Genomic DNA, 24239 nt, shown 5'->3' on the forward strand with positions numbered 1-24239 from the left:
AAAGGAATAAAAGATTTCTGTTGCAGTCAAGTTACAATTTTTAAACGAAATTGCCCGTGACTTTCAATGAAAGTCACGGGCAATTTAACAAGCTGTAATCTGCTTTTATGTATTAGAAATTTAGATCATCTATATCATCATCCAAACCATCTTCTTCGTCATTATTCTCTACGACTCTGTCACAATCTATATTAATTGACAGATTTGAAGGTTTTTCAAACTCACTATCAGAAATTCCTAAATTTTCATTCTCATAGTTCTTTTTCATATAGAGCCCCCAAATAGGTAGTGCCATAGATGCACCCTGACCATATTTTATAGATTCAAAGTGAATAGATCTATCATCACCACCAACCCAAACACCGGTTACAAGGTTAGGAACGATGCCCATAAACCACCCGTCACTATTGTTTTGTGTTGTACCTGTTTTACCCGCAATAGCGTTTTTGAATCCATATGGATAACCAGTAATAATTTCTTTGTAAACTGTAGTATTCTGCATACCCCTATGTCTAAGTCTTGTACCAGAACCACCATGTGTAACACCTTCCATTAAATTTAACATAGCGTAAGAAACATCTTTGCTCAGTACATCTTTAGTCTCTGGCACGTATTCATATAAAACCGTTCCGTTTTTATCCTCTATACGCGTTACCATTACTGGTTTAACATAGACTCCTTGGTTTGCAAATGTTCCATAAGCACCAACCATTTCGTAGACATTAGTATCATGGGTACCCAGTGCAATAGAAGGCACTTCAGGAATATTTCCAGTAATACCCAAGTTTTTAGCAATAGAAACTACCGAGCCTGGGCCAACCTTATCAATCAACTGTGCCGTTACCGTATTTACCGAGTTTGCTAGCGCATCTTTAAGCGAATACATTTTACCCGAATATTGACCTACAGCATTCTTAGGACACCAAGCCTCTGTGTTGCCATGCTTTCCAGCCTCTATACAATATTGCGTATCCGGCAAAGAGTCACAAGGTGATAGTCTTAATTGATCGATAGCCGCAGCATATACAAAAGGCTTAAACGTTGATCCTGCCTGGCGTGAGCCTTGAATAACATTGTCATATTGGAAGTGTCTATAATCAATACCACCAACCCAAGCCTTTACGTGGCCCGTCTGTGGCTCCATAGACATCATTGCAGCTCTTAAAAACGTTTTATAATATCTGATTGAATCCATTGGAGTCATGATAGTATCGCGTTCATGTCCTTCACTATTCCAATCAAAAACGGTCATCTCTCTTTTTTTGGTGAACGATTCACGGATCACCTTTTCAGATTTACCTTCATCCGCCATGCCTCGCCATCTAGAAGAGTTTTTCATTTCTCGCTCTAAAATTTTATTTATTTCAGATTTCTCCAAATCTAAAAATGGAGCCGTAGGATTTCTCTTTGGCGTATTTTGATGAAAGAATTCGTTTTGAAGATTTGCCATATGTTTACGCACAGCATCCTCTGCATTGGCCTGCATTCGTGAATCTATAGTCGTGTAAATTTTTAATCCATCTAAGTACAGATTCCATTTATCTCTACCACCTTCCAAAGCTGGCTTGGGGTTTTTAGATATCCAATCGTTCATGAACCCTTGTAGGTACATCCTAAAATAGGTAGCCAAACCTTCTTTATGAGATTCTGGATTAAAATTAATATCCATCTCCATAGCCTGTAATGAATCTTTCTCCTGCTCGGTAATAAAATCATATTTGGCCATCTGTCCCAATACCGTATTTCTACGATTGGTCACTAATTCCGGTCTTCTAATTGGATTGAAATAAGAAGAGTTCTTAAGCATACCCACTAATACCGCAGACTCCTCTGTCTTTAGTTGTTGCGGTTCTTTACCAAAATAAATTTTTGAAGCAGAACGTATACCATCTGCGTTATTAAGAAAGTCATATTGATTGAAATACATAGCAATTATCTCTTGCTTTGTATATTGAGTTTCCAATCGGGTAGCGAGTACCCATTCCATTGCTTTTTGTTTGATGGTCTCAAGTTTATTTTTAGACCGCACCCCAACAAAAAGTTGTCGTGCCAACTGTTGTGTTATAGTACTGGCACCACCATTTTTCCCCAATTTTGCAACAGCTCTTAAAACACCGAATCCATCAATTCCTGAGTGATCATAAAAACGAACATCTTCTGTGGCAATAAGTGCATTCACTAAATTTTGTGGAAGACTATCATAAGGTACAGGAGTTCGGTTATCATCTAAATAGAACTTACCCAATGTTTTTGCATCCGAAGAAATAATCTCGGTAGCTAAGTTAGTCTGCGGATTCTCCAGATACTCATATTCTGGCATATCGCCCAATAGTCCCCAAGACGCGGACAAAAACAACAATACAACTAATAGAATTCCTGAAATAAACAGGATCCAAAACCACTTGATGTATTTAAAATACCCATTGGTTTTTTTCTCTTTAACAACCTTGGCCATACGTTACTCGTTACTTTTTTCTATTTCAAAACCGACGTCGGTTATGCCTTTTAAATTTTCAACACCGTTTACACTACCATTTTTACGCATGGCATGCCAAACACGTAAATTATATACGCCCGAAGAAGGAAAAACGATGTTTTCCTTAAACCATAATTTATTTTCTTTAATACTGCCGTATCCTTTCCCCAACCAAGTACCATCTGGCAATGCCATTTCATACTCTAGGGTATCTTTTACGGTTTCCCCCGAAGGATATTCCAATTCTGCAATCAGAAACAAGTTATTATACGGAAAAGTAGCATCATTACGAACAGTAATAAACATATTGTGCCTTTTTGTAGTGTCTATTTCTGAGAACGAGAAAAGAATATTATCCGTCTTGTTCCACACTCCACCTTTTGTAGCCTGAAATTCAGATTTCACCAAATTATCGTTGCACGCAAAGCACAATACCGCCACAGCAAAAACCAGTAAAATCCTAGCCATTATCTTGCTGTTTTTTAGGGTTGTTTCTCCTTCTTTTATTTTTAGAAGTATTTGCATTACCCGTTTTATTCCTGTTATTGTTATTATTGTTGTTGTTACTGGTACTCTTATTATTGTTATTAGCGTTACCTCTAGTCCTTTTGGCTTTATTCTTCTTACGGTTATTTCTGTTTCTAGATTGCTTAGGTCTATCAAAACGCGTAAGGCTATCTTGCCCAACAACATTCTCAAACACCTTTTCTTCCTTAACGAAATTATCTACCGTATATTCCTCTAGGCTGGCAACTTTTTCTTTCTTTTTATTTTTTTCTAAAATTTCCTGAACCTGCTCTTTAGTAAGCGTATGCCAATTTGCTGGGTCGTCCCTATATGAAAACCAAAGCATACCCTTAAAAATATCGGTCTTTTGGCAGAAGGCAAGTCCTTTTTCAGTAAACAGTTTGGTATCTTGAGAAGGAAAGTCTTTTAAGGCATCCAAGTACATATCTAGCTCATAGTTCAAACAACATTTAAGCTTCCCGCATTGCCCAGCTAATTTTTGTGGATTTAAAGATAATTGCTGGTAACGGGCGGCAGACGTACTTACAGACCTAAAATCAGTTAACCAAGTAGAGCAGCATAATTCACGTCCACAAGAACCAATACCGCCTAAACGTTGGGCTTCTTGCCGATAACCAATTTGTCGCATTTCAATACGGATACCAAAAGCTTTAGCCATATCCTTTATCAACTGTCTAAAGTCAACTCGGTCTTCCGCTGTGTAATAAAATGTGGCTTTTGAACCATCACCTTGAAACTCAACATCAGAAATCTTCATTTGAAGTTTCAAGATAATCGCTATTTCTCTTGCTCGCTTTTTGATCTCTTCTTCTCGGTCACGGCATTTCTGCCATTTATCGATATCATTTTGAGACGCCTTACGGTGAACTTTAGGAAGATTTTCGTCTTTATAATCAACTTTTTTGCGCTTCATTTGCACTTTCACCAACTCACCTACAAGGGTAACCATACCAATGTCATGACCGGATTGTGCTTGTGTTGCCACAATATCACCTATTGAAATAGACAGATTTTCACTATTTCTGAAGAATTCTTTTCTACTATTCTTAAATCGAACTTCAACGCAATCAAACGGTTTTTCACCGTTAGGAAGCGACATGTTGGAAAGCCAATCAAAGACGGTTAATTTATTACAACCATCGGTACCACAAGTTCCATTATTCTTGCAACCAGAAGGTTGTCCGTCCTTACCGGTCGAACAACTGCTACAGCCCATATATTATATCTTGGTTTGGCCTAAACGGGGGTTTTGGGCCAAATAGGGTTCTTACTAATTTTATATGTAAAGGTACTAAATTTTTAATGTGATAGAAAGTTATCTCAACTTACACAGGTTCTTCGTTCCTTTGCGCCAAATTTGGCTCTGTTTTAAAAAATTGATGCTGCATTACATGGAAAAACAAAAAACACTTAGTAATACCGTTCTCTACCTCATGAGCCTCTCAGCAGGCTTGGTCGCGGCAAATCTCTACTACAACCAGCCTTTACTACACATGATTTCTGTGAGTTTTGGTGTTACCGAATCTGCAGTAAGCAATGTTGCTTTGGCCACACAATTGGGTTATGCGTTTGGTTTATTGTTTGTAATTCCGCTAGGTGATATGGTTTCCAATCAAAAAATATTGAAAATTGATTTTCTATTCATGCTTCTCTCATTACTGGCCGCTGCTTTCTCTACCTCCTTATGGCTTCTTGTTGTTTCTAGCTTTTTTATAGGGTGTACATCTGCCTTGCCACAGTTGTTCGTTCCCATGGCCGCACAATTGTCTAACGCTGAAAATAGAGGCCGTGCCATAGGAATAGTTATGAGCGGTTTGCTTATCGGTATTCTGGGGAGCCGAGCAATTAGTGGTTTTGTTGGCGAACAGTTTGGGTGGCGCACCATGTATTTTGTAGCGACGGCTATGATGTTTGTTTTATTCATAGTTCTGAAATTTAAACTGCCAAAGGTTGAGCCGGTCTACAAAGGCAAGTATATGGATTTAATGAAATCATTAATTCATTTCTTCAGAACCGAGCAGCCTTTGCGCCTTGCCGCAATACGAGGTGGACTTTCATTTGCTGGTTTAAGTGCTTTTTGGACCACCTTGGTTTTTCTTATGGAAGATAATTTTGGTTATGGTAGCGGCATTACCGGAACTTTTGGCCTCATTGGTATTGTAGGGGCTTTGGCGGCTACCGTAGTAGGGAAGCTAAGTGATCGAATGAGTAAAAACCGAATCATTATTTCATCAACCCTTATTCTAATTCTTTCTTGGTCTGTATTTTTGTTTTCTCATCATTCTATCATGGGCATTGTCATTGGGGTTATCTTGGTAGACCTTGGGCAACAATCGCTTCATATTGCCAACCAGAATATTATATTCTCTAGAAACGAAAATGCCCGCAACCGGATAAACACCGTGTACATGGTTATCTTTTTCCTAGGAGGAGCTCTGGGAACAATTTTAGGTGCCTTCGCATGGCAACATTACCAATGGGTAGGTGTCTCCATTTTAGGGCTTATCCTTTCGGTCACAACCCTAGTAGCCCATTTAATATACGGCGATAAGAATATGTAAAACTTAGTTTTTAAACTTAAGTACTTCTGACCTCCCCTTTTTGAAGATTTTGTTACTGGCCCCTTTACCCTTGCGTAATTTTTTCTGCTCTTCAAAAGGCAATTCATGCACTTCTTTACATGAGTCCGAACAGCAGTCATTCATTTTTTCAGCACATTCCTCACATTGAATAAACAAAAGATGACAAGCTTCATTGGCGCAGTTTACGTGGTTATCGCAAGGATTCCCACATTGGTGACAATTCGCAATAACGTCATCTGTAATCCGCTCACTACGGCGGTGGTCAAAGACAAAGTTTTTACCTAGAAATTTATTTTCCAGTTTTTTGTTCTCTACTTGGCGGGTATAATCAATTATTCCGCCCTCTAATTGATAGACTTGTTTAAAACCTTTGTGCTTGTAATAGGCACTTGCTTTTTCGCAACGTATTCCACCGGTGCAGTACATTACCAGTTTTTTATCTTCCTTATGGTCTGCGAGGTCTTTTTCTATAATATCTAGCGAATCTCTAAACGTATCTACATCCGGAGTTATGGCATTCTTAAAATGACCAATTTCACTCTCGTAATGATTACGCATATCTACCAAAATGGTATCTGGGTCATCAATTAGTTCATTAAATTTTTCAGCACCAACGTGAATTCCTTTGTTTGTAACATCAAAAGTTTCATCTACCAGGCCATCTGCAACAATCTTTTTTCTAACCTTAACCTTCAGTTTCAAAAAGGAAAGATTATCCTGCTCTATGGCTATATTCAATCGTACATTTTCTAAAAAGGTGATGCTGTCCAAATGAGCCTTAAACAGTTCAAAATTCTCCGCAGGAATAGATAATTGGGCGTTTATACCTTCATTAGCCACATAGATACGCCCAAGAACGTCTAGTTCGTTCCAATTAATGAAAAGGTGATTTCTTAATAGTTCAGGATTGCCAATCTGTGCATATTTGTAGAAAGAGATGGTCAAACGTTCTTGCCCGGCTTCTTCAATAAGAGCCGCTCTTTCTTTTGCACTTAAGTTATTGTACAGTTGCATGCTATACCAATGTTTTAAGTTTATAAAGAGTTTTCTAAGGCCGCAAAGATAAGAAATATTGATAATTCTTTTCTATGTATAGAATTAAGTCTCCCAGACCAACATCCACAGTAAAAATAAAAAGAGCCCTGGTAAAATACCAAGGCTCTAATTGACCGTTCCTATTTTTCTTTTTCATAGCATCTTTCAAAAACACATAAAAAAGGAACTGGTCTCCATTGCTCCCTAACACTAAAAAGGGAAGCTTATTTGAGTTAGTTTCCGATTATTAAATCAAAACAATATTTTAAATAAGATACGACGCCATTCTAAGGGTTGCGTCAGAGAAACAACTTTTAATAAACACATATCTTTAGACGGTTAATAATCTTATGCCTTACAGGCTTAAATATCAATTTTGAAAATTTTAACGTATTGAGAATAAGTTAAAAACTAGTTGCCCTTTTTTAGAAAATGAAGCATAGAACTGGCATTATGATAAAAGAAATGGTAATTTAGCAACCCTTAAAAAAAAGAAAATATGAGCTCGGAAAAAGATGCAAAACTCAAGGCCCTTAAGTTGACCTTGGATAAATTGGACAAGACTTACGGAAAAGGTGCCGTAATGAAAATGGGAGATAGTGTGGTTCAAGATGTTGAAGTCATTCCTTCCGGTTCATTAGGCCTAGATATAGCCTTAGGAGTTGGCGGCTACCCACGTGGCAGAGTCATTGAAATATATGGTCCAGAATCATCTGGTAAGACCACTTTAACGCTACATGCCATGGCGGAAGCTCAAAAAAATGGGGGTATTGCTGCGTTTATTGATGCAGAGCATGCTTTTGACCGTTTTTATGCGCAAAAGCTTGGTGTAGATATAGACAACCTTATTATTTCTCAACCAGATAATGGTGAACAAGCATTAGAAATAGCCGATAACCTTATCCGTTCAGGAGCTATTGATATTGTTGTGATTGACTCCGTTGCTGCTTTAACTCCAAAGAGTGAGATTGAAGGCGAAATGGGAGACTCTAAAATGGGACTTCACGCAAGGTTGATGTCGCAAGCACTTCGTAAACTTACTGGGTCTATTAGCAAAACCAACTGTACGGTTATTTTCATTAACCAATTACGTGAGAAAATTGGTGTAATGTTCGGAAACCCTGAAACTACTACTGGTGGAAACGCATTAAAATTTTACGCATCAGTACGACTTGATATTCGTAGATCTACACAAATTAAGGATACAGACGGTAATGTTCAAGGTAACAAAACACGTGTAAAAGTGGTAAAGAACAAAGTAGCTCCGCCATTTAGAACTACTGAGTTTGATATCATGTACGGCGAAGGAATTTCTAAAGTTGGTGAGATCATTGATCTTGGTGTAGAGTATGAAATAATCAAGAAAAGTGGTTCATGGTTCAGTTATGGCGATACTAAATTAGGACAAGGTCGTGATGCAGTTAAATCTTTGTTACTAGATAATCCAGAACTTTTTGAAGAATTAGATGGGAAAATAAGAGCTGCTATAAAAGCCCTTAAAGACGCATAAATACTTCTTCTTATATATTTGCGCCGATAAGAAACAACAAACATCGTTGTTTCTTATCGGCGCAACTTTTTATTATAGCTTAAAGCTACTTCACGCAACCCTTGCATCTATTTTTCATCTACTAAGAAAAATTGAAGTACTATGAGGAAATCATACCTTAAGATTTTAGGCTTAGCATCCTTGCTAATTATCGCATCTTGTAGCTTAGATGACGATCGCGTAAACTTTCAATACACACCACTTCACATAACCAATGCCAGTTTACCTGATACATTTGAATTAGGTCGAGTGTATACTGTAGATGTGAATATTCTTAGACCGGACGATTGCACCCTACTAGACCAGTTTGATGTACGACGTTCGTTTACGGATAGTACACAAATTAGAACCGTATCTGCAGTAGGTATTACGCTGGATAAAGAAAACTGTATTGAAGTTAATGACGAATTACAAGACGGATTTCAATTTGAGGTACTCTATACCAAACCGTATATTTTTAGATTTTATACCGGTGATAATACGGAAAGTGAACCCGAATTTTTAGAAATAGAAGTGCCGGTAAAAGAATAATTATCTTTAACCTAAGCCATTAAAAATTTCTAATACATTCTTTCAAAGCCTGTAAACCACAAGTTTTTAAAAACACCATACCGCTTTGGGTCTAGAAGAACTCATAAATAACTGTAAGAAGGGCAACAGACAGGCACAAGAACAATTGTACCGGGATTATTCCCGAATATTGTTTGGTATCTGCCTGAAGTATTCGCGCAACAAAACAGAGGCCGAAGACAACCTACATGACAGTTTTATGGTCATCTATAAAAAAGTTGATCAATTTAAGTTTAAAGGTTCTTTTGAAGGATGGCTTAAACGTATTACCGTGAATACGGTTCTTCAAAAGTATCGCAAAGAGGAGCCACTTAGTTTGGTGACAGAAAATACGGAAGAGGCAGAACCGGAGGTAGACGGAGATTATGAACACGTAAATTTAGACACTTTACTGAAGCACATTCAAGAACTGCCGGATAAGTATCGCCTAACATTCAATCTTTATGTTCTTGACGGATATACCCATAAAGAAATCAGTGAGCTTTTAGGCACCACACAAGGCACATCAAAAAGTAACCTGGCCCGTGCCCGAAAACTTTTAAGAGAAAAAATAGAAATTACAAAGAATAAAGCCATCATTGGTCTACTCATCTTCTTTTTATTAGGATTTTGCGTTTAGCCTTTGGAAAATAGTACATCAAAAAAACAAAATACCGAGTACCTAAGCATTGAAGGATGAGTAAGAAAAATATAGATAATTTGTTCCAAGAGAAGTTTCGCGACTTCGAGGAAATTCCGGACGAAAAGGTCTGGAACGGCATTGAGGCCTCTTTGGATAAAAAGAAAAAGAAAAGGGTCATTCCTATCTGGTGGACATTAGGTGGCGCAGCGGCAGCTTTGGTTATTGCTCTTGTTGCATTCTACCCTTTTTCAAAAAATGACGTAGCTCCAAATATTATATCTAACACCGAAAAGGTTAATACCACTAAGGATGACTCGTTAAAAAATACCAATGAGTCTATTATAAAGCCAGCTGAAAATATAGATGAAGCAGTTGTAATTAGTTCCAAAGCAGACAATGTTGCTAATACGACTACTAACTCTTATCAAGAGAAAAAAGAAGATAGGAATTCTAATGCCTTAAGTGCGGAGGCAGCCAAAAAAGATGCTAAAAATAAGAGTGGCCATACTCCAGCTTTTAAAACGGCTCAAGACACTGAGCTTGCTCAAGTCGACAAAATAGAAGATGCGGTAAACGCAAAAACCGACACCAAAAATTCAGATAAAGTCGATTATGCTTTTGGGTCTGAAAAAAATCAAAAAGCCCTTATCTCATCAGACGATTCTCGGTCAAATGATGATTTTAATTCATCTAAAAATAATCCAGCTGAAGCGGCAAGTATTGCATCAAAAGAGAACAGTTCTAACAACCAAAAAGCTAATACAGATGATTTTGAAAATTCGACTAGCAAAAGGAATATAGTCGATAACCCTGATATAATAAGTGAATCTGTGGTTACGGAAAACACCTTAGAACCAGAAGAAAAAAAGGAGACAGAAAAGAAATCTATTTTTGATGAAAATGAAACTGAGGAAGAAATTATAAACGCAGATAAAAGTGGGCGTTGGTCTGCAGGACCCAATATTGCTCCGGTTTACTACAATGCCCTTGGTGAAGGATCACCGGTTAATTCCATCTTTAACGAAAACTCAAAGTCCGGTAATACCAACCTCAGCTACGGGCTTACTGTTGCCTATGCAATAAATAAAAAATTAAGCATCCGATCAGGGCTGAATAAAGTAGATTACGGGTATGATACTAATGGCGTGGGTTTTTCATCTACCCTACAAGAAGCTTCTACCGAAAAAATACAAAATATAGACTATACTAGTACCGCCAAAAACATAGTGGTTACCAGCCAAAGCGGTAATTTTAGTAGTTCACCAACTTCTGATTCTATGTTCGCTTTTGAGATATCTAATGCTAGTAGCTCGCAGAGAGACGGAACTATGGCACAGCAATTTGACTATCTAGAAGTGCCATTAGAGCTAGATTATGCTTTAATAGACCGTAAGTTTGGATTAAATATCCTTGGCGGAATTAGTTCGCTCTTCTTAATTGACAATTCTGTAACTCTCACTTCTGGTGAATTAACTACGGAAATAGGTGAGGCAAACAACGTGAACTCTGTTAACTTTAGTACGAACATTGGTTTTGGGGTTAATTATAAATTTACACCCAAGATTCGCTTCAACGTAGAACCCGTTTTTAAATATCAACTAAATACCTTTTCAGATGTATCGGGCGATTTTAGACCGTTTTCAATTGGGGTGTATAGCGGTCTTAATTTCAAATTCTAAAATTTCATCCAAGCATTTCGAATTACCTGAATTTATTGATTTTCCTTAATTATGCATAGGTTTACCAAATAATTATCTGATTATTTAAGTTGATGAAACAGAAACTTCAAATTTTTAAGGCGGTAGCATTGCACTCTAGCTTTACAAAGGCAGCTGAACAGTTATTTATTTCGCAACCTGCCGTTTCTAAAGCCATCCGTAGTATTGAAGATGAATATAAAACTACATTTTTTCTTCGGAAACGTAATTCTATTGAACTTACAGAAGATGGCAAAGCGTTCTTAGTATATACCAATAGAATATTAGAAATCCATGCCGAAATAGAGAATCAATTTCTACATCAAAAAGAACATATTCCAGATTCAATCCATTTTGGGGCCAGTACCACATTAGTCAATCATATCGTTCCAAAGATTATTGCCAAGTTTAGAACGCAACATCCGCATACCAATTTTGATATTAAAAGTGGTAATTCAGAAGAAATAGAAGAGTCTATACTGAACCAACAATTAGACTTTGGTATTACCGAAGGAAGCAATACCAACCGCAAACTGCATTATAAAAAGTTTATAAAAGACGAAATTGTATTGGTTACCAGTGTCAAGAACCATGCGTTCAAACAAAGTACCATAAGCACAGAAACGCTTCAAAAACTACCCATGATCGAGAGAGAAATGGGTTCGGGAACCAGAGAAATCATATATGAGTTTATAAAAGAATATCAGATTAAAAAACTGAACAATATAGTAACCCTGAACAGCACGGAGGCCATTAAAAACTACCTTAACCATTCAGATACTTTTGCGTTGCTCTCAATTCACGCCATTAATGAAGACCTCGTTGCCAACAAACTTAAAATTATAGACATTAAGAATGTGACCATTGAACGCTGGTTTTATTTTGTATCAAGAACTGGTTACCAGTCCAATGTAATGGACTACTTTGAAAAATTCGCCAGAAACAACTATAACTTTTAGTTATTTCATATAGCATTTTAAATTGCTTAAAAGTAATTTAACTCGCTTACTTTTGTATTATCAAATCAGGGTAATATGAAAGATAGAATAGCAAAAGTGGTGTTTTTAGGTATTGCTCTTTTCGTTTTTAGCGGATGGGTCAATAGCCCTACTGCCTTGCTACTTGGTTTTGGATTTACTTTATTCTTTGACAATCCTTTTAAAGACCATTGTCATAAAGCTATTCATTCATTTCTTAAAATAGCAGTAGTGGGTCTTGGTTTTGGTATGTTCCTAAAAGAAACGTTGGAAACCAGCAAAGAAGGATTTACCTTAACTTTTCTCTCTATTATATTAACTGTAAGCCTTGGGTTTTTACTAACTAGATTTTTAAAATTAGACACTAAGTTAGGGCATCTTATTACTTCCGGAACTTCGGTTTGTGGTGGTAGTGCTATTGCAGCTATTTCGCCTGTAATAAATGCTAAGAGTAGGGTCATTAGCATTGCGTTGGCCGTTGTTTTTCTTCTAAACTCCGTAGCCTTGTTTGTTTTTCCGGCAGTTGGGCATTACCTCAACTTAACCCAACATCAATTTGGTCTTTGGTGTGCGGTTGCTATTCATGATACAAGTTCTGTAGTTGGTGCGGCAATTGGTTATGGCGATGAAGCTTTGCGGATTGCAACAACCGTAAAATTATCTAGAATGCTTTGGATAATACCTTTATCCTTACTTTCTATGTTTGTTTTTAAAACGAAAAGCGAAAAAGTAAAAATGCCTTATTTCATTCTTCTTTTTATAGGGGCCATCATCATAAACAGCTATCATCTCATACCAGCCCCAGCAACTAGTTTTTTAGTATCTAGCTCTAAGCACTTGCTAATACTTACTTTGTTTCTTGTGGGTTCTACCATCTCCTTACGAGACTTAAAACAAACAGGTGTAAAGCCCATGGTTCTGGCGGTTTTACTTTGGGTTTTTATATCCGTCCTTTCCTTAACGTATATTCTATATTAGTTTTAGTATACACTGGTTATCTTGTTTGAAGTTCTTTCAGAATAACAGCTCTAACGTTTTCTCTCAGGTTAACCTTATCGGGTTCGGAAAGACTTTCAGTTTTGAAAAACTTATGCACCTTAGCTCGAATTCGGCCCGGGCCACCGCTAAAAAAAGAAAAAGAGAATCGCTTTTTATTATCATAGAACGTAATTGGAACGACCGGTATTTTATGAGCTATGGCCATTCTAAAAGCACCATCTTTAAAAGAATCCAAAACAATACTTTCATCATCAGGAACGCCCCCTTCAGGAAAAATACAGATACTTAAACCTTGAGCCAACCGTTTTTGGGCTCGTCTATAAACTGCCGTTCTGCTTTTGGCATCACTACGATCCACCATAATACAGACCCGTTTAAAGAAAAATCCAAAAAGAGGGATTTTAGCCAATTCTTTCTTCCCCACAAAAACAAAAGGGTTTTTGCTAATGTAGAGCATCAGCATAATATCTAACATACTAGTGTGATTCGCCACAAGCATGTAGCTTTTTCTCTTTTCTATATTTTGCTCCCAAAATACTTTTGGCGGGCAGCCCATACCATATAAAATAGGTGTAGCCCAGAGGTTTCTAGCCATCCAAAAAAATTGGGGATACCACTTTTCGGACAAAGTACTAATCAATAAAAACGGAAAAAATAATAGGATGGGCAAGGCAACCAAAATATAGAACCAAATACGGTACAAGGTGTAGCCTATTTTTTTAAGTAGTCTGGGCATAAAATCAAAAGTAACAATTTTACGAGGTATAATACATTTCTTTTATCTTTGGGCTTCTTTGAAAACAAGCAAATGGCAAGAATATTAACAGGAATACAAAGTACAGGCACACCACATTTAGGAAATATTTTAGGTGCAATCATGCCAGCAATAGAAATGGCGCAAGACCCAAAGAACGAATCGTTTTTGTTCATTGCGGATATGCATTCCCTCACACAGATTAAAAATGCGGAAGAATTACGCAGAAACACCTACTCCATTGCTGCCACTTGGCTTGCTTTTGGATTGGACATTGAAAAGACTGTTTTTTATCGTCAAAGCGATGTTCCCCAGGCCACTGAACTTTCTTGGTACTTAAGTTGTTTCTTTCCTTTTCAGAGATTAACATTAGCTCACGGGTTCAAAGATAAAGCGGACCGTCTTGATGATGTGAACGCAGGATTATTTACATACCCTATGTTGATGGCCGCAGATATTCTTTTATATGATGCCAATATTGTTCCGGTAGGAAAAGATCAGATGCAGCACTTAGAGATGACTAGGGATGTAGCTTCTCGTTTTCATAATCAAATGGGTGAAACCTTTGTCATTCCAGAAGTAAAGGTTCAAGAAAATACAATGTACATTCCTGGAACAGATGGTGAGAAAATGAGCAAGAGTAGAGGCAACCTCATCAACCTTTTTCAGACCGATAAAAAATTGAGAAAACAAATCATGGGCATACAGACAGATAGTACGCCAATGGAAGAACCAAAAGACCCAACTAACGATAACGTTTTTGCACTTTATAAAATACTGGCCGCTCAAGAACAGATTGAAGAAATGAGCGCCAATTACCTTGCTGGTAATTATGGCTATGGTCATGCCAAACAAGCACTTTACGAAGTCATTGTTAACAAATTTGGTGATGCTCGGGAGAAGTATGATTACTACATGAACAACACTAAAGAAATTGATGATGCCCTAGCAATAGGTGCTGAAAAAGCACATAAAGTTGCGGATGGTGTACTCCAAAGAGTACGCGCAAAACTGGGATATTAAAATTTAACAAAACCGACCACTTGGTCGGTTTTGTTTTTATAATGCTTTAAAATAAACTAGAATCGCTCGGTTTTCAGGAGGTTTTTTACCGATAAAGCCCCAATAAAGCTATTCTTTGAGCTTTGGGAGTAATTTTACAAACCAGTCAGTCGGTAGTTTTAAAGTTTTATTTTTTGTTTATGTTAAATAGCTTCGAAGAGTTTTCCGGGTAGGGGACGTATGACACCTTTCATTTCCATATTCAAAAGTGTAGAAGATACTTTGAATACAGGTAGCTTACATTCCAAGGCCACACTATCCAACAATTGCTTCCCATTTTTCTGTAAATAATCATAAATGGATTGCTCTGCAGGTTCAAGCTCTACAAAGAGTTGTTTTTGAATTGTTTTAGTTTCTTTCTCGGCAATGTCCCATCCTAACAAATACACCAAATCTGCAGCGGACGTCATCATATGTGCCTTTTGCTGTTTTATAAGATTATTACAACCAGAACTATATTTATCTTGTGCTCTTCCCGGTACGGCAAACACATCTCGGTTATAACTATTCGCGATATCAGCGGTAACCAAGCTACCTCCTTTTTCGGCAGACTCTATAACCACCGTAGCTTCGCTCATACCGGCAATAATCCTGTTCCGTTTTAAAAAATTAGCACGATCTGGATTACTGGTACTTCTAAACTCCGTATAAAATCCACCATTTTTTTCTACATCCTGAACATACTTGTTGTGCACCTTAGGATATATCTGATTGAGTCCATGCGCCAAACAACCTATAGTTTGCAAATCATGCTTAACGGCTGCCTTTTGAGCAGTAATATCAACACCATAGGCAAAACCACTTATTATAATAGGGTTTAATGGGGCTATGTCTTCTATGAACTTCTCGCAAAACGCCGTACCATAACTGGTTATATTACGTGTTCCTACAATACTGATAACTTTACGCCCTTCTAAATCAATGTTACCCCTTTTATAAAGTAACACCGGACTATCAATACAATGTTTTAAGTAAGCCGGATAATCGTCATCCATAAAATAAGAAAAACCAATACCGTTCTTTTTTATGTATTCATATTCCTGTTCGGCAGATTCCTGATGTTCTCCATCATACAAACCTCTTAAAGCATGCGTTCCTATACCGTCAATTTTTAAAAGGTTTTGTCTTTTTTCTTTAAAGACAGCACTGGCACTTCCACAATGCCCAATAAGTTTCTTAATTGTTACATCTCCAATTTTTGGAGCACCTTGTAATCGTAAAATCGCAAGCAATTCATCTGTAGTCATTTATAGAAGCATCAAAGTTATCCACAAAATACACAAATTATAATGTTAATAAAAAGTTATGTTGCCACTGGTCTGACCCTATAATTTTTTCCATATTTGTGTTCTATGGGACTAGAACGCTATATCTCCGAATTAATGTACCGCTATAACTGTGTAGTTGTACCAGGTTTTGGAGCTTTTTTAACGGAACAAAAATCGGCTGTTATACATGAAAGTACTAACACTTTTTATCCACCGGTAAAGACCGTTTCATTCAACCAACAATTGTTGTCAAATGACGGACTATTGGTTTCATATGCCGCTGAGGCCCAAAATATTTCTTTTGAAGAAATGTTGAAGGAAGTAAGTGATATAGTAGCTGAATGGAAAGCTGACCTCAAAAAAGGCGGACAATTACAGTTATCCGATATCGGAACACTTTGGTACAGTTCAGAAGATAAAATCCAATTTCAACCTTCAGGTAATGTTAATTACCTAACAGCTTCTTTTGGAATGTCTTCTTTTGTTTCGGCACCGGTAACCCGCGAAGTCCTAAAAGAAGAAGTAGCAAAACTAGAAGAAAAAGTTCCGTTTGCCTTTACACCAGAAAAACGTGAAGCACTCACACTTCGTCCTTATTTGAAATATGCGGCAGTTGCCCTTATTGCTTTGACGCTGGGTGTAACAGGTTTCCAATTTTATAAATCTAACGAGAATAACCAACAATTGGCTCGCCAAGATGCTGAACAACAAGTGTCACAACGCATTCAAGAAGCTACCTTTTTTGATGCACAACCACTAGAGTTACCAACCATTACGCTTAAAACTTCAAAAAAAGCAGTTACAAATATAGCTGAAGCACGCATGCATCATATTATTGCAGGTGCATTCAGATACCGGACCAATGCTGATAAGAAGATAGAGCAACTTAAGCTCAAAGGCTTTAACCCTTCTTATATTGGCACAAATCCTTTTGGTCTATATTTGGTTGCTTATGATAGTTTTACTGATTCGAATAAAGCTTTAGAGGCACTTCGTCAAATTAAACTTACGCAGAAAGATGCTTGGTTGAAATCAGGTCACTAGTAATCCATTTATCTTATAATTTTCTTCATAAAAAGCTAATTTCAAGCTTTTCGATTTAACCCCTAAACCGTAGTTTACTGTTACATCATTATGCCCAATAAAATAGGTATCTTTGCCCAAAAATTGATATATGCAGGCTAAAAATCCCCGTGATTCTAGAACTATATTGACCGATATGGTACTCCCAAGTGAGACCAACCCCCTTAATAATCTATTTGGCGGTGAGCTTTTGGCCCGAATGGATCGCGCCGCAAGTATTGCTGCACGTCGTCATAGTAGACGTATTACCGTTACCGCTTCGGTAAACCATGTTGCCTTTAATCAATCGGTACCTGTAGGAAGTGTCCTTACGGTAGACGCAGCCGTTTCACGTGCTTTTAGAACTTCTATGGAAGTTTATATTGATGTTTGGATGGAAGATCGTTTTACTGGTGAAAAATCTAAAGCCAATGAGGCTATTTATACCTTTGTAGCTGTAGATGATACTGGAAGACCTACAGTAGTACCACCTTTACAACCTGAAACCGCACTTGAACAAGAACGCTATGAAGGTGCTTTACGCAGAAAGCAACTAAGTCTGGTTTTAGCAGGTAAAATGGACCCTCATGATGCCACAGAACTAAAAGCCCTATTTATGGACTAATACTTTGTTAGAAATCAAAATTATCAGGATCAGGTCCCGTTCGCTCCCCTTTGTCCAGACTATCTAAACAAGATATATCGGCTTCAGAAAGCTCAAAGTCGAAAATATCGGCGTTTGACTTGATCCTATTTTCATGTACCGTTTTTGGAATAACCACAATTCCTTTCTGCAAATTGTAACGTAAAACAATCTGTGCTATTGACTTGTTATATTTGTTTGTTAGTTCAGAAAACACCTCTGATTTTCCATCAAAAAGTCTACCGTGCATAAAAGGCGACCAAGATTCGTACTGAATCCCTTTAGAATTGCAAAAGTCGATTAAATCTTGTTGAACCAAATATGGATGAAACTCCATTTGATTGACCATCGGTACAACTTCAGCGGTTTCCAATAAATCCTCTAAATGGTGCTGTAAAAAATTACTTACCCCAATAGCTCTAATTTTCTTTTCACGATACAATTTCTCTATAGCTCGCCAAGTATCCTTGTATTTTCCTGCCACGGGCCAATGAATTAAATACAGGTCTAGGTAATCAACTCCTAAACGCTCCAAACTCTCCTCAAAGGCTTTTAAAGTACTTTCGTAACCTTGGTCTGCATTCCATAGTTTTGAAACTAGAAACACCTCTTCACGAGCTACATTGCTTTCCCTAATACCTTTACCTACTCCTTCTTCATTCTTATAAGCGGCAGCCGTATCAATATGTCTATAACCAGTGTTCAAAGCATTTTTAACGGCGTCAATAACTTCTTGGTCATTGTCTGCCAAATAGGTTCCCAATCCAAAATAAGGCATTTCTACACCGTTGTTTAACCTAAACGAGCCTTGCAAGTCTGTTATCTTTTTCATAGTGTTCTTATAATTGGTACACCCACTCCTCAGGGTTTAATTTAGAAGTGTTCTGGTGTAAGTAAAACTTCAGTTTTGTCTGTCCGTTAGACCGATTGGTATAAATCTCACCCAATTCCGTCTTAGCTTCAACATTATCTCCCTTCTTTACATATAAAATAGAGAGGTTATAGTAAGTACTTATAAAGTTACCATGCTTTAACTGCACAGCTTTATTACCGCCAGGAATAGAGAGAATAGCAATTACCTCACCCCTAAATATAGCACGAGCTTTAGCACCTTGATCCGTAGTAATAACCACACCATTACTTTGGTGTTTTATACCTGGATAGATAGCATCTGCGTACACCCCAAACCCTTGGCTTTTAAAACCTTTTTCAACCGGCCATATTAATCTACCCTTGTTAGCGGTAAAACTGTTGGCTACGATAGCAGCCTCTGGTGTCAATAAAAATTTGCTAGGGTCATCACTTTTCTTTCCAGCCTCTTTGTTTGATGCAGCAATGGCTTCACGAATCAATCGTTCAATCTGCCGATCAATCTCTTTGGCTTGGTTCTGCTTATCCCTAATCTGTGCCGCAAATTTTGTTTCGCTCTTACGAATAGTTCCCAAAAGTGCTTGATGATCTTCCTTCTCCTGCGTCATCGCTTTTTTTGCCTTTAAGTTTTCTGCAATTAAGCGGTCTTTTTCTTTTTGCTGGACACTAAGGTCCATATTCAATTTACTTAGTTCTTCCGTCTTAACAACTATCTGTTCCCCTTGCTTTCGTCTAAATTCTGTGTATTGCTTAATATATTGTATACGTTTAAATGCTTGATAGAAATCATCAGAAGACAACAAAAACATTAATTTACTTTGTTGAATTTTACTTTGATATCCCTTTTGGATCATCATTGCATAATCATCCTTGAGCTTATCTAACTCATTTCTTAAACCGGAAATGACCTTGATGTTGGCATTAATTCTACGGTTGAGAAGATTAGATTGCTTGTTGGTGACATCTATAAGCTCTTGCCTCACCTTGATTTTATTATCCAAGGCCTCCATCTGATCAATTACATTACCTTTCTTTTTCTTTTGATCAAAAAGCAAGTAATTAATCTGTTCAATCTCTTTTTGCAATTTCTCACGCTTCGCTTCAAGAGCTTCCTGATCGGCATTTTGAGCACAAACAAAGCTCAATCCAAACAAACAGACAAAAAGAAAAACAACGATATAGTGCTTGTTACCGCGCATCGTCAGTTAATGAGATTTCTTTAAAACCTTTCGGTATTTTATACGGAAAATTTATTGGCTGGTCAAATTCAATGTTCTTATATTCTATATCAACAGTCTTTCGTTCTTCTCCCTCAATAGCGGCAACAGCAATACGTTGCGGAAGAACATACTTTCCAATCTTCTGATAATCCGTATAATTTACTTGTAACAATCTTTTCTTTAAAGGTTGAGAAAGCTGCTGGGAGGCCATTTTAAAGTTCTTGGGTTCTATTTGAAACATCACCTTAAAAAGGTCCATTGCTTTTTTTGGCTTCAGCTGATAATCTCCATTTACTACCGATGCATCATACTTGGCATCTCTAAGATTAAAAAGTGCTTGGCCCATTAGCATATTTTGTACTTGCTTAAAATCCAGTTCGGTACCCAAAAAATTACTGAGGTACTCAAAATTGCCATCAAAATATTCATTCTGCAATTTATTATAAAAAGTAACTCTACCAGGCGTAATATAGGCTTTGACCATACCTAACGGAGCACTCATCCAAATAGCTTTATCTTTTTCCATTCGCAAGCTCACGGAAACACCTTGCGACGATTCTCCATCGGAATAATCAATCCGCATTTTACCGGTTAACGTATTAAAATTGGTTGTATTTGCATAGTGATTTCTCACAATGGTTTTCGCAGAAAGATTGTCATCAACCTTTCCGTCAGCCAATACTTTTGTTGATTTACAGGAAAGAAAAAAGGAAAGTGAAACCAGCGCCATTAAGCGCAAAGCAATTCGTAAGGGTAACGCCATAGTCTTTGTAAAGTTTAAAACCCAGGTTTTATCTTACGAAGATACATATTTGCCTTGACTGAATTGTTAACGGAATTATAAGCATCTGCCAGTTCTTGATAAATTTTGTTGGCCAAAGCAATATCACCAACCAGATAATCCAACCCTGTTTCCAATGCCTCAATAGCATCACGTGGTTTAGCTTTTTTATTGAACGCATACCCCTGGGCATAATAAAAATAAGGTTGGGACGGGTAACTTTCCAAAGCCTCTCCTGCAACTTGGTCCAAAGCTAGAAAGTTATTGGTCCTTAGCATACCTTGAATGCGAGCTTTATATTGTTCAAAAGAGCCAGATTCTGCTCTGCTTTCATTTGTAACTGTAAATGAACTGCTCTTGATTGCAGCTTCTTGAGCCGCTATCAAATCTTCTACTTTTACGGACAGCTGTTGAGTGAAACTAGATTCTGGTGTTTCCTTTAAAATAGACTGTGCAGCTTTTGCTCGTCCTTTTCTGTAATAGACCAGTGCAAGATTTTCCTTGAATTTAGCATTATCAAAAGGTAATTGTGCTTTATATCCTTCAACGGATTTTTGCTGCTTTTGCAATATCTCTACATAAGTATTTGTGTACCACAAATTCTCGGGCTCGGCCAATAATGCAGTTAAAGCATACGGCTCTGCAACAGCATATTGCTTCTCTTTCAAATACAATTGGGCAAGCTCATGGTCTACCACATAATTTTTGTCATCCAACTGTTTGCATACTAACATGAGGTTAATAGCCCTGTCATAATTTTCAATGCCCTTCTGTTTCAGAGCCTCAAAGAATTTCTCCTGAAAATCATCTGAATAGTCATCTAGAAAAACTTCCGCACTTTGGTTTTCTGCAACTTCTGGTGTTTCTTGGGCATTGATAGTTATGGAGACGAATAACATTCCCCAGAAAAAAGTCGATATAATTGAACTTATATTCATGCTACAATACCTGCCTTATTATTATTGAAAACTAAGAGCTAGTTACTTTACACCCGTACTCCCAAAACCACCTTCACCTCTTGAGGTTTCGGACAATTCATTAACCTCTTTCCATTCGGCACGTTCATGCTTGGCAATTACCAATTGGGCAATACGCTCACCGTTTTCTACTGCGAAACTTTCGTTAGATAGGTTGACTAAAATCACGCCAATCTCACCTCGGTAATCTGCATCTATCGTACCAGGTGCATTAAGAACTGTAATTCCTTTTTTGGCCGCAAGGCCACTTCTTGGTCTCACCTGAGCCTCAAAACCTACTGGAAGCTCTATGAACAAGCCTGTTTTAATGATGGCACGCTCCAAAGGCTGTAACGTTACCGTTTCTGTTATATTGGCTCTGATATCCATTCCTGCCGATGTTTCGGTTTCGTAATGTGGAAGGATATGTTCCGATTTATTAATGATTTTAATTTTCATATTATTTTTTGAATTGTAAAATATCAATTTGATTTTATATTCGAGTACTATTTTGGGATGCTTTAGCTAAAACGGACTTAACTTTTCTGCCTTAGAAATATCTGTTTCAACTTATCATTTTCTAGTTTATACACCAAACCTAGGTAACACAAAAGTAAGACACTGCCAATAATTAAATTCCTATCAAAAACATAAAAGGAGAGAGCGGAAAATAGAATAGAAACGCCCAGGTAGAAAAGAATTTTTCTAAAATTATATGGAACCGGGTAGCGTGATTTTCCCAGATAGTACGAAAGCACCATCATACTGCCATAAGCCATAACCGTTGCTATAGCACTTGCCATATACCCAATATGTGGAATAAAAAAATAATTTATACCGATAGTTATAAATGCCCCAAACACTGATATAAAGGCGCCATAACGCGTTTTATCAGTCACTTTATACCAAACTGAAAGATTGTGATAGATACCCAAAAAGAAACTAGCTAATAGAATTATTGGTACCACGGACATGGCTTCCCAATATGCAGGATTTTTAACAAAAAGTACCTTCAGTACATCCGCAAATACGACAACTCCTAAAAGAATAACGCTACCCAGAACTACAAAATAGTTGGTGATTTGGGCATAGGCCTTCTGAGGATTCTCCGTACCCGCATGGCTAAAAAAGAAGGGTTCAATACCCATACGGAACGCCGTAGAAAATAACGTCATGAATAATGCTAGTTTTACGCAGGCATTGTACATACCTACTTCTTTGTTAGCTATATCTTCAGGTAATAGGGCTTCTAACATTACCCTATCAAAAACTTCATTTATGGAAAATGCTATTCCAGCAATCAGAACAGGAATGGCATATTTCATCATTTCTTCCCAAAGTTTCTTATCAAAAGTATACTTGCTAATCAAATATGGCTTTAACATTAATAAGAGCGTTACACCACTAGCAACCAAGTTGGCTATGATTATATATGTAATCTGGAAATTGGGTTTGTATAGGGTCGCTAAGAAGCTTTCAGGACTACTTCCCGAAATACTAGGCAATAACAAAAGGAAAAATAGCGTGAGACCAAAATTAATTACCACATTCAAAATCTTCACCACTGCATACCGTAGCGGTCTTTCATTAGCCCGCAACCACGCAAAAGGTATGATTACCAAAGCATCTAACGTAAGAATGAAAATAACGTACTTTATGTACTTTGGGTCAATGTTCAACAAACTTGCCATTCCGTTTTGAAAAATCAACGAGAATACCAGAAACAGCATTGTTGACGCCAGAATAGAAGTCAACGAAGTGGAAATAACCGTTTCCTTATCATCAGATTTGGTGTAAAACCGAAAAAAAGCAGTTTCCATACCATAGGCCAACACCACGTTAAACATAGCGAAATAAGCGAAAATTACGGCTAGTTCACCGTATATCTCCGGAGGCATAGCATCTGTATGCACCCTCACCAAAAAGAAAGAAATCATTCTAGGCAATACAGTGGCGAGACCGTAGATAGCCGTTTGTTTGAACAATTTTTTAAGCGGATTCAATAGTGCTGCATTTTAATCCAAAAGTACCTATTTAAAGGGATGTAGCAAAGTGAAGTTAAACCGCCGTAGTTTTCTTTTTTCTATCGACTATTTTTTTTCCTCAAGTTCGGATAAGAAATAGGGAGCTTTTGACTAATTCCATTTATTTTATAATATTTTAATTTACCCTTTTGCATATATGTAATAATGGCTTGCGTTTCGGTTAGATTAAAAGGAAAATCTTCAATACTATCAGCCGCATCGCCAAACTCTGCGACACCCACGATGCCTTTCTCAGTCATTAGGATTGAAACTGGAGCCTTCTTACCTTTGAAATACATATTTTTAAGCTTGGCCTTATCGTTTTTTAAACTTAAAATAGTAACAACTACTTCGTACCCATCTCTACCTTTAGGAGTTTCTACCGACCATTTTTGAGCATATGCATCTCCCAAACTGAATGGCGCAATCATTTCAAGTTTCATTTTTGATGCACATCCCACAATCATAAATAAGCTTAAGCCTAAAATATAAATGTATTTTTTCATACTAGTCTCTTCAATGTATTTGGGTATACATACGAGTAAAGAAGGTCGTAAGACTACC

23 protein-coding genes are annotated in these 24239 nt (G+C 37.4%); 10 read left to right on the forward strand and 13 right to left on the reverse strand.

From position 1 onward, the window contains the following. Positions 1–112 precede the first annotated feature (112 nt). The 3 genes from IWB64_RS05605 to IWB64_RS05615 are packed head-to-tail and all read right to left on the reverse strand — an operon-like array spanning position 113 to position 4220. Positions 113–2455 (reverse strand): penicillin-binding protein 1A, encoded by a 2343-nt coding sequence (locus IWB64_RS05605; protein WP_194533067.1) that lies wholly within the window; start codon positions 2453–2455, stop codon positions 113–115. 3 nt (positions 2456–2458) lie between these two features. Further along, a complete protein-coding gene (locus tag IWB64_RS05610; RefSeq protein ID WP_194533068.1) occupies positions 2459–2944 on the reverse strand; it encodes a gliding motility lipoprotein GldH in 486 nt (161 codons plus the stop codon). After that, entirely contained in the window at positions 2937–4220 is a 1284-nt protein-coding gene (locus tag IWB64_RS05615) for a PSP1 domain-containing protein (RefSeq protein WP_194533069.1), read from the reverse strand. The genes IWB64_RS05610 and IWB64_RS05615 overlap by 8 nt, the downstream gene beginning before the upstream one ends. Positions 4221–4395: 175 nt before the next feature. Between IWB64_RS05615 and IWB64_RS05620 the strand changes: the two genes are divergently transcribed. Then, positions 4396–5565, forward strand: coding sequence for an MFS transporter (locus IWB64_RS05620; RefSeq protein WP_194533070.1), 1170 nt, complete (start codon positions 4396–4398; stop codon positions 5563–5565). 3 nt (positions 5566–5568) lie between these two features. Here IWB64_RS05620 and trhO read toward each other — a convergent pair whose 3' ends face one another. After that, a complete protein-coding gene (gene trhO / locus IWB64_RS05625; RefSeq protein WP_194533071.1) occupies positions 5569–6600 on the reverse strand; it encodes an oxygen-dependent tRNA uridine(34) hydroxylase TrhO in 1032 nt (343 codons plus the stop codon). Positions 6601–7120: 520 nt separating this feature from the next. On the opposite strand from trhO, the gene recA reads away from it, so the two are divergent. From recA to IWB64_RS05655, 6 genes are all read left to right on the forward strand, one after another. Continuing rightward, positions 7121–8131 carry a recombinase RecA gene (recA, locus tag IWB64_RS05630; protein WP_194533072.1) on the forward strand — a complete coding sequence of 337 codons (1011 nt, stop codon included), beginning with the start codon at positions 7121–7123 and terminating at the stop codon, positions 8129–8131. Between the two features lie 141 nt (positions 8132–8272). Further along, on the forward strand, positions 8273–8701 hold the full coding sequence (locus IWB64_RS05635; protein ID WP_194533073.1) for a hypothetical protein: 429 nt from the start codon (positions 8273–8275) through the stop codon (positions 8699–8701). A gap of 85 nt (positions 8702–8786) precedes the next feature. Next, positions 8787–9359: an RNA polymerase sigma factor gene (locus tag IWB64_RS05640; protein WP_194533074.1), complete on the forward strand. Its 573-nt coding sequence runs from the start codon at positions 8787–8789 to the stop codon at positions 9357–9359. Positions 9360–9415: 56 nt separating this feature from the next. Further along, positions 9416–11041 carry an outer membrane beta-barrel protein gene (locus IWB64_RS05645; protein WP_194533075.1) on the forward strand — a complete coding sequence of 542 codons (1626 nt, stop codon included), beginning with the start codon at positions 9416–9418 and terminating at the stop codon, positions 11039–11041. A gap of 92 nt (positions 11042–11133) precedes the next feature. Continuing rightward, positions 11134–12018, forward strand: coding sequence for a LysR family transcriptional regulator (locus tag IWB64_RS05650; RefSeq protein ID WP_194533076.1), 885 nt, complete (start codon positions 11134–11136; stop codon positions 12016–12018). A 75-nt stretch (positions 12019–12093) separates the two neighbouring features. Further along, a complete protein-coding gene (locus IWB64_RS05655; protein WP_194533077.1) occupies positions 12094–13014 on the forward strand; it encodes a YeiH family protein in 921 nt (306 codons plus the stop codon). A gap of 16 nt (positions 13015–13030) precedes the next feature. On the opposite strand, the gene IWB64_RS05660 is transcribed toward IWB64_RS05655, so the two are convergent. After that, positions 13031–13771, reverse strand: a complete 741-nt coding sequence (locus IWB64_RS05660; protein WP_194533078.1) for a lysophospholipid acyltransferase family protein — start codon at positions 13769–13771, stop codon at positions 13031–13033. A gap of 72 nt (positions 13772–13843) precedes the next feature. Between IWB64_RS05660 and trpS the strand changes: the two genes are divergently transcribed. Beyond that, complete coding sequence (trpS, locus tag IWB64_RS05665; RefSeq protein WP_194533079.1) at positions 13844–14812, forward strand: tryptophan--tRNA ligase; 969 nt, start codon at positions 13844–13846, stop codon at positions 14810–14812. 182 nt (positions 14813–14994) lie between these two features. On the opposite strand, the gene dprA is transcribed toward trpS, so the two are convergent. After that, on the reverse strand, positions 14995–16098 hold the full coding sequence (gene dprA, locus IWB64_RS05670) for a DNA-processing protein DprA (RefSeq protein WP_194533080.1): 1104 nt from the start codon (positions 16096–16098) through the stop codon (positions 14995–14997). 105 nt (positions 16099–16203) lie between these two features. On the opposite strand from dprA, the gene IWB64_RS05675 reads away from it, so the two are divergent. Next, positions 16204–17163: an HU domain-containing protein gene (locus tag IWB64_RS05675; RefSeq protein ID WP_194533081.1), complete on the forward strand. Its 960-nt coding sequence runs from the start codon at positions 16204–16206 to the stop codon at positions 17161–17163. Positions 17164–17293: 130 nt separating this feature from the next. Continuing rightward, a complete protein-coding gene (locus IWB64_RS05680) occupies positions 17294–17806 on the forward strand; it encodes an acyl-CoA thioesterase (protein WP_194533082.1) in 513 nt (170 codons plus the stop codon). Positions 17807–17813: 7 nt separating this feature from the next. Here IWB64_RS05680 and IWB64_RS05685 read toward each other — a convergent pair whose 3' ends face one another. The 7 genes from IWB64_RS05685 to IWB64_RS05715 form a co-directional block, all read right to left on the reverse strand. Next, entirely contained in the window at positions 17814–18656 is an 843-nt protein-coding gene (locus IWB64_RS05685) for an aldo/keto reductase (protein ID WP_194533083.1), read from the reverse strand. Between the two features lie 7 nt (positions 18657–18663). Beyond that, positions 18664–19893 carry a murein hydrolase activator EnvC family protein gene (locus IWB64_RS05690; protein WP_194533084.1) on the reverse strand — a complete coding sequence of 410 codons (1230 nt, stop codon included), beginning with the start codon at positions 19891–19893 and terminating at the stop codon, positions 18664–18666. Then, complete coding sequence (locus IWB64_RS05695) at positions 19883–20677, reverse strand: DUF4292 domain-containing protein (RefSeq protein ID WP_194533085.1); 795 nt, start codon at positions 20675–20677, stop codon at positions 19883–19885. Before IWB64_RS05695 ends, IWB64_RS05690 begins: the two co-directional genes overlap by 11 nt. Before the next feature lie 14 nt (positions 20678–20691). Beyond that, on the reverse strand, positions 20692–21633 hold the full coding sequence (locus IWB64_RS05700) for a tetratricopeptide repeat protein (protein WP_194533086.1): 942 nt from the start codon (positions 21631–21633) through the stop codon (positions 20692–20694). Between the two features lie 42 nt (positions 21634–21675). After that, positions 21676–22110, reverse strand: a complete 435-nt coding sequence (gene dut, locus IWB64_RS05705) for a dUTP diphosphatase (protein WP_194533087.1) — start codon at positions 22108–22110, stop codon at positions 21676–21678. A 77-nt stretch (positions 22111–22187) separates the two neighbouring features. Beyond that, positions 22188–23654 carry a lipopolysaccharide biosynthesis protein gene (locus IWB64_RS05710; RefSeq protein WP_194533088.1) on the reverse strand — a complete coding sequence of 489 codons (1467 nt, stop codon included), beginning with the start codon at positions 23652–23654 and terminating at the stop codon, positions 22188–22190. A gap of 80 nt (positions 23655–23734) precedes the next feature. After that, positions 23735–24181 carry a hypothetical protein gene (locus IWB64_RS05715; protein ID WP_194533089.1) on the reverse strand — a complete coding sequence of 149 codons (447 nt, stop codon included), beginning with the start codon at positions 24179–24181 and terminating at the stop codon, positions 23735–23737. Positions 24182–24239: the final 58 nt, after the last annotated feature.

The sequence above is a fragment of the Zobellia nedashkovskayae genome (assembly GCF_015330125.1).
In the GTDB taxonomy this organism is placed as follows: domain Bacteria; phylum Bacteroidota; class Bacteroidia; order Flavobacteriales; family Flavobacteriaceae; genus Zobellia; species Zobellia nedashkovskayae.